At 52.7% G+C, this 16,362-nt stretch carries 14 protein-coding genes; 3 read left to right on the top strand and 11 right to left on the bottom strand.

The features are described 5' to 3' along the window. Positions 1-10: 10 nt before the first annotated feature. Positions 11-1,057 carry a Leu/Phe/Val dehydrogenase gene (locus tag JW499_RS06440; protein ID WP_205209824.1) on the bottom strand — a complete coding sequence of 349 codons (1,047 nt, stop codon included), beginning with the start codon at positions 1,055-1,057 and terminating at the stop codon, positions 11-13. Between the two features lie 576 nt (positions 1,058-1,633). Here JW499_RS06440 and JW499_RS06435 point away from each other — a divergent pair. Further along, a complete protein-coding gene (locus JW499_RS06435; protein ID WP_205209823.1) occupies positions 1,634-2,857 on the top strand; it encodes a L,D-transpeptidase family protein in 1,224 nt (407 codons plus the stop codon). A 103-nt stretch (positions 2,858-2,960) separates the two neighbouring features. On the opposite strand, the gene JW499_RS06430 is transcribed toward JW499_RS06435, so the two are convergent. From JW499_RS06430 to aroQ, 10 genes are all read right to left on the bottom strand, one after another. After that, complete coding sequence (locus JW499_RS06430; protein WP_205209822.1) at positions 2,961-4,397, bottom strand: L,D-transpeptidase Cds6 family protein; 1,437 nt, start codon at positions 4,395-4,397, stop codon at positions 2,961-2,963. 150 nt (positions 4,398-4,547) lie between these two features. Next, positions 4,548-5,831: a phosphoribosylamine--glycine ligase gene (purD, locus tag JW499_RS06425; protein ID WP_205209821.1), complete on the bottom strand. Its 1,284-nt coding sequence runs from the start codon at positions 5,829-5,831 to the stop codon at positions 4,548-4,550. A 72-nt stretch (positions 5,832-5,903) separates the two neighbouring features. Then, the gene (gene purH, locus JW499_RS06420; RefSeq protein WP_205209820.1) at positions 5,904-7,487 is read right to left on the bottom strand and encodes a bifunctional phosphoribosylaminoimidazolecarboxamide formyltransferase/IMP cyclohydrolase; all 1,584 of its coding nucleotides are present in this window, start codon (positions 7,485-7,487) and stop codon (positions 5,904-5,906) included. A gap of 37 nt (positions 7,488-7,524) precedes the next feature. Next, entirely contained in the window at positions 7,525-7,815 is a 291-nt protein-coding gene (gene fis, locus JW499_RS06415; protein WP_091359963.1) for a DNA-binding transcriptional regulator Fis, read from the bottom strand. Between the two features lie 22 nt (positions 7,816-7,837). Then, entirely contained in the window at positions 7,838-8,842 is a 1,005-nt protein-coding gene (dusB, locus tag JW499_RS06410) for a tRNA dihydrouridine synthase DusB (protein WP_232846266.1), read from the bottom strand. A gap of 233 nt (positions 8,843-9,075) precedes the next feature. Next, positions 9,076-10,515, bottom strand: a complete 1,440-nt coding sequence (locus JW499_RS06405) for a DUF3426 domain-containing protein (protein WP_205209818.1) — start codon at positions 10,513-10,515, stop codon at positions 9,076-9,078. 12 nt (positions 10,516-10,527) lie between these two features. After that, entirely contained in the window at positions 10,528-11,421 is an 894-nt protein-coding gene (gene prmA, locus JW499_RS06400) for a 50S ribosomal protein L11 methyltransferase (RefSeq protein ID WP_205209817.1), read from the bottom strand. Between the two features lie 102 nt (positions 11,422-11,523). Further along, positions 11,524-12,867 (bottom strand): acetyl-CoA carboxylase biotin carboxylase subunit, encoded by a 1,344-nt coding sequence (accC, locus tag JW499_RS06395; protein ID WP_205209816.1) that lies wholly within the window; start codon positions 12,865-12,867, stop codon positions 11,524-11,526. Between the two features lie 25 nt (positions 12,868-12,892). Then, the gene (accB, locus tag JW499_RS06390) at positions 12,893-13,345 is read right to left on the bottom strand and encodes an acetyl-CoA carboxylase biotin carboxyl carrier protein (protein ID WP_205209815.1); all 453 of its coding nucleotides are present in this window, start codon (positions 13,343-13,345) and stop codon (positions 12,893-12,895) included. A 29-nt stretch (positions 13,346-13,374) separates the two neighbouring features. After that, complete coding sequence (aroQ, locus tag JW499_RS06385; RefSeq protein WP_091359951.1) at positions 13,375-13,818, bottom strand: type II 3-dehydroquinate dehydratase; 444 nt, start codon at positions 13,816-13,818, stop codon at positions 13,375-13,377. 361 nt (positions 13,819-14,179) lie between these two features. Here aroQ and JW499_RS06380 point away from each other — a divergent pair, with 361 nt between their 5' ends. Both JW499_RS06380 and JW499_RS06375 read left to right on the top strand, forming a co-directional pair. After that, entirely contained in the window at positions 14,180-15,223 is a 1,044-nt protein-coding gene (locus tag JW499_RS06380; RefSeq protein WP_205209814.1) for a DUF2333 family protein, read from the top strand. Positions 15,224-15,284: 61 nt separating this feature from the next. Then, positions 15,285-16,049, top strand: coding sequence for a ParA family protein (locus tag JW499_RS06375; RefSeq protein WP_205209813.1), 765 nt, complete (start codon positions 15,285-15,287; stop codon positions 16,047-16,049). The last annotated feature ends 313 nt before the right edge of the window (positions 16,050-16,362 follow it).

Genomic DNA, 16,362 nt, shown 5'->3' with positions numbered 1-16,362 from the left:
AGGAGTCTCCTTATGCAGCCTGATGAGTTGCCATGCTGGCCTGACGGATAATTGCTTCGGCTCGGAGGTCGGCAATATAGTTGGTGGGGCGGTGGTCTGCTTCAGCGTGCTTATAAAGCTCCAGCAGGGCATCATAGATGGACTCAACTTTCAGCCGGATCGCCTGTTCATGGTGACGGGCGTGTTGCAGAGCAACGAAGATCAGTCCGCCGGCATTGATCAGGTAGTCCGGAGCATAAAGAATGCCCCGCCGGGCAAGGCTGTCTCCCTGACTATCATCAGCCAGCTGATTATTCGCGGAACCGGCGACAATGGCACAATTAAGACGGTTGACCGTATCGGCGTTGATAATAGCCCCCAGGCCACAGGGGCAGAAAATATCGGCGGCAGCATCGTAGATCGCATCGGTTTCGACCGCAGTGGCATTAAACTCAGCCGTAGCTCTGGCAACTTTTTGTGCATCGATATCGGTAACGGTTAACCGGGCTCCGGCGTGGTGCAGTAGTTTTGCCAGGGCATAACCGACATGGCCAAGCCCCTGGATAGCGATATGAACATTGTGCAGGTCATGGGTGCCAAAACGAAACTTGACACTGGCCCGGATGCCGGCCAAAACCCCTTGCGCGGTAGAAGGGGAAGGGTCCCCCATATCCCGGGTACAGGTAACAAAGCGGGTATTGAGGGCGATGTTATCCATATCACTGATCTGGGTGCCGCTATCCATTGCCGTGATATAGCGGCCGCCTAAGCTATCGACAAAGCGACCAAAGCTCTGCATTAACTGGCTGCGGTTATAGAGACCAGAGGGTTTAACAATGACTGATTTTCCGCCGCCATGGGGCAGTCCTGCCAGCGCTGCTTTATAGCTCATCCCCTTGGCCAGCCTGATGGCATCGGTGACCGCGGCTGCACTGTCCGGATAGCTGATGAAGCGGCAACCGCCAATGGCCGGGCCGCGGAAAGTATCATGGATGGCGATAATCGCCTGCAAACCGGTATCCGGATCCTGCCAGAAGTGGAGATCCTGTAAACCGGCGCTTTCCATCTGTCTAAACATGACGGGATCCTCCGTACGCGTTTCAAACCTGGAACTACCTGAAAGTCTGTATGGGAAGGCTTGTTGTTGCACTTCCTCTCTGGATTGCTGCCGACCTTTTGGATCGCACCGCAATTCGATTAAGCCTTATTCAGCTCTGTCTTTTGGATAGCACAGCTTAGCGGAAAGTTCAGCTTGCAAGGTTGCGGCAAAACTATTTTCAGGCAACGGCGGAGATGGCTGAAGTTTTTGCTGCAGTGCATTAACTGCAATAACAGCAAGGGATCAGCGACGATTGGCCGATGCAGGATATAAAAATGAAGGCGGTAAAAATATTTTTAAATTTTTTTTGCTCTTGAATTAGCCCGAAATGTTGCTACTCAGGTCAATACGTGTGATGAATTGTGACTAACGTCGAGGAATAATGGTAAAAAACAGGGCTATATTCAACAAAAAGCAGAAAGCCTGACATGTATCAGCGGTAAACCGCCCGAAATAGGCCCGCGCTGTAAGAATACAGCTGCAAAACCCAGCTTTATAGGTATAATTCGGCTAACGTTCTGAATCTGTCGTAGTTTAAGGTTAGTTGCCAGAGTTATGAAAAGCCTCCCCGATCTGACTGTAGTAAAGCCGTGTAAGAGAGCGTTATTGATCTCTTTGTGTGTATTGCTGCCGTTTAATCTTCAGGCACAGGATAGTGATTTAAATCTGGATCAGGAATCCCTGCTGCTGGCCAGTCTGGGAGATCTGCAGCAGAATCAGATGAATGGTGCCATGACTAAGCTGCGGGCGCTGATAAAAGAGCAACCCGATTTCAAACTGGCGCAGTTGATCTATGCCGATCTGATGGCTGCCCAGGTAGGCACTATCAGTGCCATCGGCAATAATGGCCAGACCGACCCGAAGGCGTTACAAGGGCTGATATCCGAAGCCCGGGCACGGATGAGCGTGGACCGTTATAAGCCGCAGCCGGGCACTATTCCCGGCAGTCTGTTACAGATGTCTCCCGACCAGAAACATGTCATTGTAGTGGACACCGGGTTGTCCCGGTTATACCTATTTGAAAATCATGATGGTGTGCCACAGCTGATCAGGGATTACTATGTTTCCTATGGTCGTGGCGGGGTTGATAAACGTGCCCGGGGTGATCTGAAAACGCCCTTAGGCGTCTATTTTACAACCGGACGCCTGACCGATGAACAGCTGCCACCCCGCTATGGTTCCGGTGCCTTACCGATCAACTATCCGAACGCCTGGGATCAGCGTCTTGGTCATACGGGCAGTGGTATCTGGGTGCATGGTTCCCCCAAGGACACGTTTAGTCGTCCACCGCAGGCCAGTGAAGGTTGCCTGTCTCTGAGTAATAATCACTTTACCGAGCTCGACAGTATTGTTGATCTGGCTGAAACCCCGGTGTTGATCGGCACCAGTTTTGAGTGGCTTGATCAGACCAGCTGGAAGCAGAAGCAGAAGGCTTTTGCCCAGGTGGTTGATGGCTGGCGGAAAGACTGGGAAAGCCGTAATACCGAGACCTATCTAAGCCACTACTCTGAACAGTTTAATAATGGCGAGGTTGGTTTTAAGGGGTTTGCTGAACACAAGCGGCGGGTGAATAGCAGTAAATCATATATTAATGTGGACATTGAAAACCTGAGTATCTATCAGCATCCTGATAATCCGGATATGTTTATTGCCACTTTCACCCAGAACTACGAAAGCGATAACTACAGTAGCCGTAGTGTAAAGCGTCAATACTGGATCAATGAAGCGGGGCGCTGGCATATCGCTTACGAGGGCGAACCGCAAAAGGGTAAGCCATAGGCTGACAGACGTTATGAATTAATATAAAAAAACCGCCATTCGGCGGTTTTTTTATCAGAACTCTTATTCAGAACTCCTTATCAGAGCAATTTTAGTAGCAGCGCTACAGGGTCGATTCAGTGGCGATCTTCCAGCGACCGTTTTCCTGGGTCAGGGTCAGGGTTTTATAAACCTCATCCTGATAGGTATCGGACTGGTATTTCTGGCGGAATACTGAGCGTATCGTGCCGTTACCGGCTTCTGCTACTGAGATATCGGAGATATCGACTTTAATGAATGAGGGGGCGCTGAGGCGCTGTTTGCGTCCCCATGCCCACTGTTTGTGGCTGATACCTGTCTCAGGAGTATACTCAGCGGTGTAAAAATCCAGATACGCCTGGACATCCTGTGCCGCCCATGAGGCCGCCCAGTTGCTGATCATCTGTTGAATTTCAGTCTTCAGCGGTGTACTGAGTTTTACCGGGATGGTGGTGTTATCTGCGACACTCTGCTGTTCAGCAGTATCCGTTGTGCCAGCCAGCCCGGTTGCGGTTTGTTTTTCCTGGCCAGTTTGCCCGTTCTTTTCCCCAGTGGTGGCGGGCTCTGCGGTTTGCTGGGCCGGAACGATCCCTTCCGATTTATCCCGCTCCTCAATAACCAGCCCGGCTTCGGGCTGTGCACTTGCGACTACCTGAGCGGTTGGCTGTGATACAGGTGCAGCCGGTTTAGCTGTTGCCACTGGTGCTGCTGCAACGGTTGGCTGTGCTGACGCCAGCAGTGTCTCCGAGGCTGGCAGGTAAACCTGATCCAGAACCCCCAGGTCGGCTCGTGGCGCTTTGTGGCTGGTGTCCAGATCCAGCGCCCGGTTGTAGGCCTGGGTAGCGAGAGCTGCGTATACCGCTTTCAGGTTGCTCTGCACCTGGGCATAACTTGGATGGGTTTCAAATGCCTGCAGCAGCACATCGACCGCTTTTTCATTGTCACCTTTGCGGGCATAGACTACCGCCAGGTTGTTATAGGGCTCAGGCGAGTCAGGATAGAGACGGATCAGTTTACTGAAAATATCCGCCGCCTCATTCAGCTTATTCTGATTGATCAGTGAGATACCATAGAGCAGCCAGCCGTTTGGATCTTTGGGGTTTGTCACCAGATAGTCATTTACCCGGTCAAAAGCACCTTCCAGATCACCTTTGCTCTGAAGCTTTTTCGCCTGTTTCAGTTCACCAGCCAACAGCTCGGCATTGAAGCGTATTTTTTCACGAAGCTTGTCTGATTCCGGCTGATCAGGGGTCACCAGTGTCTTGCCCTGGGCCTGTTGTTCATCCGTCATCCAGCGATTCAATTCTTTCAGTTTGGCATCAATATCGGACTGTTTGGCCTGAAAGCTCTGGGCTTTGGCACAGTCGTAGCCGTTCTGTTCTCCAGCGCTCTGACAATAACTGTCTGACTGTCCGGCGGCAGCCGCCGCTGTAACCGAACCGCTGATCAGCCCTATGGCCAGAATCAGGGTCAGTTTGTGGTTTTTAACTGAACGTATTGGAGTGATACCGTTCTTTGTCATCGGGCGTTTCCGTTTGGATTAATCAGGCACTATTATGGCGCGTGGCTGATGATTATAACTGGAAAAAGGTTATCAAAAAGCCTGTGCAGGTCACACCTCTCAGAAAAAAGCAGTCACGGTGGGCGACTGCTTTTATCCTGATCTGAGTATTTACTGCTGTTCCCGTGCGATTGCCCGGAAAGCAATATCATCACGGAAGTAGACACCGTTCCAGTCGATCTGTTTTACCAGTTCGTAGGCTCGCTGCTGAGCTTCAGTGACACTGTTGCCCAGGGCGGTAGCACAGAGCACCCGGCCACCGCTGGTGACTATCTGGTTATCCTTTGTTGCAGTACCAGCGTGGAACACCTTAGTGCCTTCGGCAACCTGCTGTGGCAGGGTGATTACGTCGCCTTTGGCGTAATCACCGGGGTAGCCACCTGCCGCCAGAACAACGCCAACTGCACAGCGAGGATCCCACTCAGCAGTGGTCTGATCCAGTTTGCCATCCAGCGCGGCATCGCACAGTTCAACAATGCTGGATTTCAGTCGCAACATGATCGGCTGGGTTTCCGGATCACCGAAACGACAATTGTATTCGATCACTTTCGGCGTGCCGTCAGACATAATCATCAGGCCGGCGTAGAGGAAACCGACATAGGTATTGCCTTCCTCTGCCATCCCCTTAACGGTGGGCAGAATCACTTCATCCATAATGCGCTGATCGATCTCCGGTGTGACAACCGGAGCGGGAGAGTATGCGCCCATACCGCCAGTGTTCAGTCCGGTATCGCCGTTGCCCGCCCGTTTATGGTCCTGGCTGGTCGCCATTGGCAGTACGTTGGTGCCGTCAACCATGACGATAAAACTGGCTTCCTCGCCGTCGAGAAACTCCTCGATGACAACTCTGTGGCCTGCTTCACCAAAGGCATTACCCGCCAGCATATCCTGCACCGCATCTTCAGCTTCCTGCAGGGTCATTGCCACGATAACCCCTTTGCCCGCCGCCAGGCCGTCTGCTTTGACAACGATAGGGGCACCTTTTTCACGCAGATAAGCCAGTGCTGGTTCAATCTCGGTAAAGTTCTGGTACTCAGCGGTAGGGATCTGCTGACGCTCAAGAAAATCTTTAGTGAACGCTTTGGAACCTTCCAGTTGAGCGGCGCCTTTTGATGGGCCAAAGCAGCGCAGACCTTCACGGGTGAAGCGGTCAACAATCCCTTCAACCAATGGCGCTTCAGGACCGACAATCGTCAGGGTGATGTTGTTTGCTTTGGCGAATGCAACCAGAGCATCCTGATCCATCACATCGATGGCAACGTTTTCCAGCTTAGGCTCGATAGCGGTACCGGCGTTACCCGGTGCAACAAAGACTTTGTTTACCCTGCTGTCTTTGGCTGCCTGCCACGCCAGTGCGTGTTCGCGGCCACCAGAGCCAATCACTAATACGTTCATATCTTTACCTTAATTCTGAATCTTGCAATAACAGAAGAGCCAGTCAAACTGGCTCTTGTACTGTTGATACTCTTAGTGGCGGAAGTGGCGCATGCCGGTGAAGACCATCGCCATGCCGTGTTCATTGGCGGCATCGATCACTTCCTGATCGCGCATTGAGCCACCCGGCTGAATGATCGCTTTGATACCTGCAGCAGCGGCGGCATCAATACCATCACGGAAGGGGAAGAAAGCATCTGATGCCATCACTGAGCCTTTCACTTCCAGTCCTTCGTCGGCGGCTTTGATGCCGGCGATACGGGCGCTGTATACACGGCTCATCTGACCGGCGCCAATACCGATGGTCTGACCATCTTTGGCATAGACAATGGCGTTGGACTTAACAAACTTAGCCACTTCCCAGCAGAACAACAGATCGCGGATCTCCTGCTCAGTAGGCTGCAGTTCGGTTACCACTTTCAGTTCGCTGACATCCACCATGCCCAGATCCTGGTCCTGAACCAGCAAACCGCCGTTGACACGCTTGTAGTCGAAACGCTTTGAGCGTTCAGCAGACCATTCGCCGCATGCCAGCAAACGAACATTGGGCTTGGCAGCTACAATATCAGAGGCTTCCTGAGTGACCGTGGGGGCGATAATGACTTCGACAAACTGTCGCTCAACAATCGCCTGTGCGGTGTCGGCATCCAGCTCACGGTTGAAGGCGATGATACCGCCAAAGGCGGATGTCGGGTCGGTCTGGAACGCTTTGTTGTAGGCTTCCAGGATGTTCTGGCCAATTGCCACACCACATGGGTTAGCGTGCTTAACAATAACACAGGCGGGCTCATGGAATGGTTTGACACACTCCAGAGCGGCATCCGTATCAGCGACATTATTGAATGACAGGGCTTTGCCCTGCAGCTGACGGGCGGTCGAAACACTGGCTTCTGAAGGGTTGGCCTCAATGTAGAAGGCAGCCTTCTGGTGTGGGTTCTCGCCGTAACGCATCTCCTGCGCCTTAACAAACTGAGTGTTAAAGGTGCGGGGGAAGTCTGCTGGCTCATCCTCACCGCCATCGGTGATGGCGCCAAGGTAGTTAGCGATCATACCGTCATACGCGGCGGTGTGTTCGAACGCCTGAACCGCCAGATCAAAGCGGGTAGCCTGAGTCAGCCCAAGGCTCTCATCCAGTTCAGCGATGATCCGGTCATAGTTGTCAGCAGCCACAACGATGGCGACATCTTTATGGTTTTTCGCCGCTGAGCGAACCATGGTCGGGCCACCGATGTCGATGTTCTCAATGGCCATAGGCAGGTCGCAGTCCGGACGGGCGATGGTCTGTTCGAACGGATAGAGGTTAACCACTACCATATCGATCGGGGTGATACCGTGCTCGTTCATGATGGCATCGTCAATACCACGACGGCCGAGAATACCCCCATGTACTTTCGGGTGCAGGGTCTTAACACGACCATCCATCATTTCCGGAAAACCGGTGTAGTCAGATACTTCAATAGCCGGAATATCGTTTTCTTTCAGCAGCTTGTATGTGCCACCGGTGGAAAGGATCTCAACACCGCGCTGGCTCAGTGCCTGGGCGAATTCAACGATTCCGGTTTTATCAGACACGCTGATCAGCGCGCGACGGACCGGAGTGATTTTCTGCTCTGCCATGGTTTAGTCTTCTGAATTTAAGTTAAAAAATAATCGGTTATAGCAAGCCGTATTGTTTCAGCTTTTTGCGCAGGGTGCCCCGGTTGAGACCCAGAAGCTCTGAGGCTTTGGTCTGATTGTCCCGGGTGTAAGCCATAACAGCCTCAAACAGTGGAGCTTCAATCTCTGCCAGAACCATCTGGTAGACGTCGGTTACCGGCTGTCCGTCAAGCTGACGAAAGTAGTTATTCATAGAGAGTTGCACACTGTCACGCAGAGTGCGTTCCTGCACATCGATGTTTTCTAATTGTGTTACTTGTGTATTCACTGTTTTGTTATCCACTTGCATTAACCTAAAAATGAACCGATATTCAGGCAGCAGCCTCTGCCCTGTCCGGCGCGGTGAAAAATGTCCGGATTGCACTAAGCTGAAGTTCGGTTTCTTCTATTTGATTAAACTCATTTCTGAACATGTCTGAGTTTTTGAATCGTTCTGAACCCTGTCTGTTTTTCAGGTACCAGCCGACATGTTTGCGGGCAATCCGTATCCCGGCATAGCTTCCATAAAAAAGATACAGTGCTTGCAGATGTTCCAAAAGGGTGTCCCGAACCTCTTCAGCGGTCGGGCAGGGTAGCACTTTGCCGGTCGTAAGGTAATGACTTATCTCACGAAAAATCCATGGATTTCCCTGAGCAGGCCGTCCCAGCATAACGGCATCAGCACCGGTGTAATCGAGCACCTGACGGGCCTTTTCGGCAGAGTTGATATCGCCGTTGGCAAACAGGGGGATATCGATCGCCTGGCGAATCCGGGCGATGGTCTCGTACTCGGCATCACCTTTGTAGCCACAGGCCCGGGTACGGCCGTGGACAGCAAGGGCTTGAATACCCGCATCTTCTGCAATGCGCGCAATGGTTTCGCCATTGCGGTTTTGGCTATCCCATCCGGTACGGATCTTCAGGGTCACCGGAAGCTCAACGGCTGCCACGGTCGCCTGAAGAATATCCCTTACCAGTTGCTCATCTTTCAGCAGGGCAGACCCGGCCGCCTTATTACAGACCTTTTTTGCCGGACAACCCATATTAATATCAATAATATGGGCGCCATTCATGGCATTGACCCGTGCAGCCTCGGCCATCATCTCAGGATCACCACCGGCGATCTGGACAACATTGAGACTGTCATTCTGGTCTTTCTTTAATCGATGGCTGGATTTTCGGGTGTGCCACAGTCGGGTATCTGCGGTGACCATCTCAGACACCACCATCCCTGCTCCCAGTCGTTTGCACAACCGGCGAAATGGCAGGTCGGTTACACCGGCCATCGGTGCCAGAATAACCTGGCTGTCAATGGTGTGCTGTCCGATTTGAAACATGGCCAACCCCGAATTTAGAGTAATAGCTGTCCGTGGCTATCAAAATGACAGCCGCTGTACTGCTGCTTGGAAGGCGGACAATAATACTCTTTCAGACGATGAGGGCCAAGGACTTTTTGATGCTTTTTTGATCATATTGTTGTTGCAAAATCTGTTACAAAATGATCAGAATCTTTGCGCTTCATAGGCTGCAAAGTTTATGCAGGGGGAGTGTGCCGGAGCCCTGAGGCCTGTTATTCCTGCTTTTCTGGTGGCGTGGGCGCCTTTAGAGAGGCTTCATAGCTGAGCGCCCGGCGGCCGGGGTCAAGAATATCGAAATGTATCTCGACGGTCTGTTGAGCGGGCATCTGATCCGGGTTATCCGGCTGCAGATAATCGCTCGGCTGAAACAGTCGTTCACTGATCAGCTTGCCTAGTCTGTCGGAGAACGCTAACAGAATGGCTGGGTAGGGCTGGGCGAACCCGGCTCGGTTTTCCAGCAGCAGATTCACGCTTAACACACCCTGATAGTCGGGATGTTCCACGATGATCAGTTTCCTGGTGCTGATCTGATCAAGCCTGATGGGGGCGTTCAACTGGCAGGGGATATATTGGCATGCCAGGGCGTAGGCTGGGCGTAAACGGGGATCGCTGTTCAGTTGCTGGCGATTAAACCAGAGATACTGGCCTGCCAGCAGCATGATAGCTAGCAGTGACAGTATGGCCCAGCCCAGTGGGCGCGAGCTGGGTTTTGCTGTTGTGGTTCTGATCATCACCGGTTCGGCGCGAAAGCTGGTAACCGCTGGCTGTTGTGGTCCCTCAGCCGGGGGGGGCTCTTGCTTCGCTGCGGTAGGCTCGGGGACAGCGTTATTGTCGCTTTGAGGACTATCGATCCTGGAGCTGTCTTCGCTGTCGGAGGCGAGGGCATGGCCGGACTCCGGCTCCGTTTCAGCTGCTATGTCAGGTGCTATGTCAGGTGCGGGGGCCGTCGCTGGGGTTTCATTATTCCCCGAGCTAGTTGCTGAGGGCTGCAACCTGTCAGTCTCAATCAGATCGAACTGCTGCGGGTTTTGAGGTTGTCCGACAGGCTGCAGCAGTTCGCTCACCGGTTGGTCCAGATCCGCTGGCTCTGTAGCCGGTAATGAGGGGTGTCCCTGAGGCGCTTCAGGCGACGGTGCTGTGTCAGTCTCGCTGATTTCCTCAGTTGTTTGGGGTTCTGCGAACAGAGGGTCAGCCTGATAGAGAAGATCCTCTTCAGTGAGCGGCAGCCCTGTATCGGCTTCACTCTGAAGCCGCTCACTCTGTTGTCGGGTGGCCCAACCGGGCAGCTGTTCCGGTAGTTGTTGAACCCGGGGGGCATCCGCTGGCGGCTCAATAACACTTTCCGGCAGGTGGTCCGGGGCGTAACGTTTATTGATGTCTTCGTGGGGGCTGGCTGGAGGACTGAATGGGGGGATCTCGATCGAATCAAACAACGGATCTTTATGGCTCTGATCTGATGTCGCTGGCGCCTCCGGCGGCTGAATTATCGACTCCAGCGGATCATCAAGGTCATCACAGCGATAGACTTCAGCATTGAACACTTCAAGACATGCACCGCAACGTACCTTCCCGCTGGCAATATTCAGCTGCCCCTGAGTGACCTGAAAGCGTGTGTGACAGGCAGGGCATTCGGTGATGATGTTGCGGCCCATATCAATAACCGGTTATCGTTTTATGCCGGTGATGCGAATCCAGCCCTCTTGTTCGGTCACTGTATCCAGCTCAAACTGGGGGCTATAAGCTTGCCGCAGTTCAGCTTCCTGATCTGCCAGTAAACCGGACAGAATCAACCGGCCGCCGGTTTTGCATAACGCTGACAGTGTCGGGGACAGCTGTACCAGGGGGCCGGCAAGGATATTGGCAACCACCAGGTCGGCCTGTTCCTTCGGTGCTCTCTCCGGGAGATAAACCTGCAGCCGCTCTTTGGACAGCTGATTGCGTTGCAGATTATCAAGGCTGGCATCCAGTGCTTGCGGATCGATATCGACCGCAGTCACATGGGTGGCGCCTAACAGCAGTGCTGCTATCCCCAGAATGCCTGAGCCGCAGCCATAATCGATGACCTGTTTGCCGTGCAGATCGAGGGAGTCTAAAAATTCCAGGCACAGGGCCGTGGTCGGGTGGGTGCCGGTACCAAAGGCCAGGCCGGGGTCCAGCATCAGGTTCACCGCATCCGGGTCGGGCACCGCTTTCCAGCTGGGACAGACCCATAAGCGGGTGCCGAACTTCATCGGATGGTAGTTATCCATCCACTCACGTTCCCAGTCCTTATCTTCCAGAATCTCAGTTTTCATCTTAGGAAAAGGGGTATTGGGGAAGAGTTGTGCATGGGATTCATGCAGAAATGCCTGAGTGGCATCCAGATCATGGTCGGCAGAAAACAGCCCGGTCAGTATAGTATTACTCCACAGCGGAGTGGTTCCCAGATCGGGTTCAAAGATTGGCGTATCTTCCCGGTCCTGCAGGGTTACCGCGGCGCAGCCCGCAGCGAGTAGCAGATCTTCATACTGCTCAGCATTATCAGGCAGGACATCCAGTTTGATCTGTAACCAGGGCATGACGTTTTCCTTATAACCTTTGGTGTATATAGTCTTTATAGCAAGAGGAGCAAGCGAAAAAAAGCCTCCCAAGGGAGGCTTTTTTCTGAGGCAGCTGACTGATCAGTCCAGACCCAGCTTCTTTTCCAGATAGTGGATGTTAACGCCACCTTTGGCAAAGTTGGAATCGCGGACGATCGTCTGATGCAGCGGGATGTTGCAGCGGATCCCCTCGATCACCATCTCATCCAGAGCGATCTCCATTCTGCGCAGCGCGGTGGCCCGATCCTCTCCATAGGTGATCAGCTTAGCGATCAGCGAGTCATAGTGTGGAGGAACCGAGTAACCGTTGTACAGGTGAGAATCAACCCGTACACCGATGCCGCCCGGTGCATGGAAGTGGTTAACGGTACCGGGACATGGCATAAAGGTTTTCGGATCTTCAGCGTTGATCCGGCACTCAATGGAGTGGCCCAGCAGTTTTACGTCTTCCTGTTTAAAGGACAGTGGCATACCTGAAGCGATACGCAGCTGCTCTTTCACAATATCGATACCGGTAACCATCTCCGATACCGGGTGTTCAACCTGAACCCGGGTGTTCATCTCGATAAAGTAGAAATGGCCATCTTCGTAGAGGAACTCGAAGGTTCCGGCACCGCGATAGTTGATCGCAATACAGGCATCCACGCAGCTTTTCAGTACCTTAGCCCGTGCATCAGGGTCGATGTGTGGCGCGGGCGCCTCCTCAACAACCTTCTGGTGGCGACGCTGCATTGAACAGTCACGGTCGTACAGATGGATCGCATTGCCCTGGCCATCAGACAAAACCTGAACCTCAACATGGCGTGGGTTTTCGAGAAACTTCTCCATGTAGACGGTTTCATCACCAAACGCTGCTTTGGCTTCTGATTTGGTGACATACACCGCATTCAGCAGGCTGGCTTCGCTGTGGACAACGCGCATACCGCGACCACCGCCGCCGGCGGCTGCTTTGATAATTACCGGATAACCGATTCTGCGGGCGATCTCTAAAATGGTGTCGCTATCTTCTGGCAGTTCGCCATCAGACCCGGGAACGGTTGGCACGCCCGCTTTCTGCATCGCTTCGATGGCAGCTACTTTATCACCCATGATACGGATGGTTTCCGCTTTCGGACCGATAAAAGCAAAGCCACTCTTTTCGACCCGTTCTGCAAAATCAGCATTCTCAGCCAGGAAACCGTAGCCGGGGTGGATACCCATAGCGTCGGTGACTTCTGCAGCGGCGATGATAGCAGGGATGTTCAGATAGCTTTGCGCAGAGGGAGGTGGTCCGATACATACGGCTTCGTCAGCAAGGCGAACATGCATCAGATCGCGGTCCGCAGTGGAGTGAATCGCAACCGTTTTGATGCCCAGTTCCTTACACGCCCGGAGAATTCGCAGTGCGATTTCGCCCCGGTTGGCAATAACAACTTTTTCTAGCATGTTGTAAACCTGTCTGGTTGATAGCTTAAACGATGATTACCAGTGGCTGATCAAACTCAACTGGCTGGCCGTCTTCTACCAATATCGCTTCGACCACCCCGGATTTGTCTGCTTCGATCTGATTCATCATCTTCATCGCCTCAACGATGCAGATCGGGTCGCCCTCTTTAACGCTCTGGCCTACTTCTACGAATGAGGCTGAGCTTGGTGATGGGGCGCGGTAGAACGTACCGACCATCGGTGACAACACCGCGTGACCGTTGTGCGCTGGTGCCGCTTCAGCGGTTGCAGCGGCAGGCGCAGGGGCCGCGACGGGCGCCGCAACCGGCGCTGGAGCAGCCGCAACAGGTGCCGGTGCTGCAACAACAGTTGAGCCGCGGCTGATGCGAACGGACTCTTCACCTTCATGAATCTCAATCTCGTTGATGTTTGATTCTTCCAGCAGCTCAATCAGTTTTTTTACTTTGCGAATATCCATACGAATGAAATTCTCTATAAATTCAGATGTTAAGGTTTTTCAATCCGGCTAATAGCGGACTGTAATGCAAATTCATAACCCTGGACGCCCAGGCCGCAGATAACCCCCACAGCCACATCCGACAGATAGGAGTGGTGGCGAAACGTTTCACGGGCGTGCACATTGGAGATGTGGATCTCTATAAAAGGGATCGCTACGCCCAGAAGCGCATCACGCAGTGCGACGCTGGTGTGAGTAAAGGCGGCTGGATTGATCAGTATAAAATCCACCTGTTCGACACGGGCCTGATGAATTCGTTCAACGAGCACATGTTCGGCATTGCTTTGCAGGCACTCAAGCTGGTGACCCGCCTGCAGAGCCAGGGTAGTTAGGCGCTGGTTAATGTCCTGCAGGGTATCGGCACCGTAGACGTCCGGCTCGCGCGTGCCGAGCAGATTCAGGTTTGGACCGTTAAGAAGCAGTAACTTAGCCATGAAAATTTTGCCTGTATGACGCAGGATCGCGTCCGATGGGTATAAAAGTAGGGTAGTTTGCCGGAAAAGCGAAACAGTGTAAACAGCTTTGCTACTTATTGTGTTTTATCATCAGTTTTCCCGACGTTCTGTATGCTTTCTGATCATAGTTGGCTTTAACTCTCTGTTGTTCTGAGGTGTTGCTGCGGCGATTCGGGCGATCTTTTCAGTGTCTTCTGGCTTTATTCTCCGTGCTGAATAAATAGAGTCTTATCAGTGATACTATAATGATCAACTATTTACACAGCGGTCAGCATTGACCCGCCGTTACAAATCGGACATATTGCGGTGCAATAAGCGCTTTTTCGTTAAAGGATATACCATGGAAATGTTACAGCGGTTGTGGTTCACATTCTGGGACAAACTGACAGCAGCAACAGGACGGGTGAAGCTTCTGCGGCCTGTTTTAGTTTTACTGGGGCTCTATCTGTTGGTCAGCCTGGGGCTGGGAATCTGGTGGAGTCAGGAACCCGATCCTTTTGAGGTTAAACCGGTGATGGTGCAGACCGCTCAGGGGGCTGAGCAAGAGATTGTCGGATCGGCAACGGTATCAACGCTGATCAGAATTACTGAAACCCTGCTGCAAAAGCCCGGAGGTTATCTCTCCAATGATCGCACCCCTCCTGGCGTCTGGCTGGACAATATTCCTAACTGGGAGTTCGGTGTGCTGGTGCAGGCGCGGGATATGTCCCGGGCGATGCGCAAAGACTTCAGTCGTTCACAATCGCAGTCGACCGAAGACGTCGATCTGAAAGAGGCGGAGCCGCTGCTGCACTTTGATAATAACAGCTGGTTGCTGCCCTCCAGTGAAGGCGAGTATAAGAAGGCGCTGAAGTACCTGCGCGCCTATGAAGCCCGTTTGTCCGATCCGACCCAGCAGAACGCTCAGTTTTATGCCCGGGCCGATAATCTGCGAGGCTGGCTGGCAGATGTGTCGACCCGGTTGGGTAGCCTGTCTCAGCGCCTCAGTGCCAGTGTCGGCCAGAAACGGGTGAATACTGATCTGGCTGGTGAATCGACTGCGCGACAGTCCACCGATAACGCCGCCGAGCTGGAAGTAAAAACCGGCTGGCTGGAGATCGATGATGTCTTTTATGAAGCCCGCGGAACCGCCTGGGCGCTGATCCATCTGCTACAGGCGGTTGAAGTTGACTTCGCCGATGCTCTGGAGAAGAAAAATGCCCTGATCAGTCTGCGGCAGATTATCCGTGAGCTGGAAGCGACTCAGGGAACCGTCTGGAGTCCCATGATTATGAACGGCAATGAGTTTGGTTTGCTGGCAAATCACTCGCTGGTGATGGCTTCCTATATATCCCGGGCTAACGCTGCCATTATCGATCTGCGTACTCTGTTAGAACAGGGCTGATGCTATTCCGATATTTTTATCTTAACAGCTTGCTGTAAGTGCATACCTCAAAGGAAATTGTATGATCCGAGTTGTCTTTAATCAGAAAGGTGGTGTAGGTAAGTCCAGTATCAGTACCAACCTGGCGGCGATCAGCGCCAGCAGAGGTAATCGGACGCTGGTGGTTGATCTCGATCCACAGTGTAATACCAGCCACTATCTGCTGGGAGACCTTGTGAACGATACCGTGGGTGATATTAAAGATTTCTTTGAACAGACCCTGAGCTTTCAGGTGCGTCCCAAAGAGATTACCGATTTCATCCACCCCACCGTGTATGAAAACCTCGACCTGTTGCCTTCCAGCCCTGAGCTGGGTGATCTGCACGCCAAACTGGAAGCGAAGCACAAGATCTACAAGTTGCGCGATGCGTTGCTCAATCTGGATCAATATGATGCGATCTATATTGATACCCCTCCGGCATTTAACTTTTACACCCTCTCGGCACTCTGTACCGCGGATAGCTGCCTGATCCCTTTTGACTGTGATGAGTTTTCACGCCAGGCGCTCTACAGCCTGATGTATAACGTGCAGGAAACCCAGCAGGACCATAATGACAAGCTGACTATCGAAGGGATCGTGGTGAATCAGTATCAGCCCCGAGCCAACGCTTCGAAAACCATCGTCGAGACCCTGAAAGCGGATGATCTGCCGGTTTTGGACGCTAAGATTTCATCGTCCGTGAAGATGAAAGAGTCGCATAATGAGTGTATGCCGCTGATCTACTTTGCGCCAAAGCATAAGCTGACACTGGAATATCTGGCGCTCTATGATGAGTTGCATAGCTGAAGAGCCGTTGCTCGTAGCTCGAGGTCACAGAGAGCTTTAAAAGCCGTTGCTCGTAGCTCGATCGTCACAAAGAGCGTGACTTGTTCGTGGCTCGATAAAAGCCTTCTTTTTAAGCGAAGGTCTGTATTTGAGTGATGAACTTTGTAAGAAAGTTGTTGCATAGGTCGGGTGAAGGGCAATAATCCTGAGCAACGAGCAACGAGCAACGAGCAACGAGCAACGAGCAACGAGCAACGAGCAACGAGCAACGAGCAACGAGCAACGAGCAACGAGCAACGAGCAACGAGCAACGAGCAACGAGCAACGAGCAACG

The organism is Amphritea pacifica, assembly GCF_016924145.1.
GTDB lineage: Bacteria > Pseudomonadota > Gammaproteobacteria > Pseudomonadales > Balneatricaceae > Amphritea > Amphritea pacifica.
The sequence above is the reverse complement of the archived record's forward strand: the minus strand, read 5'-3'. Positions and strand labels throughout refer to the sequence as shown.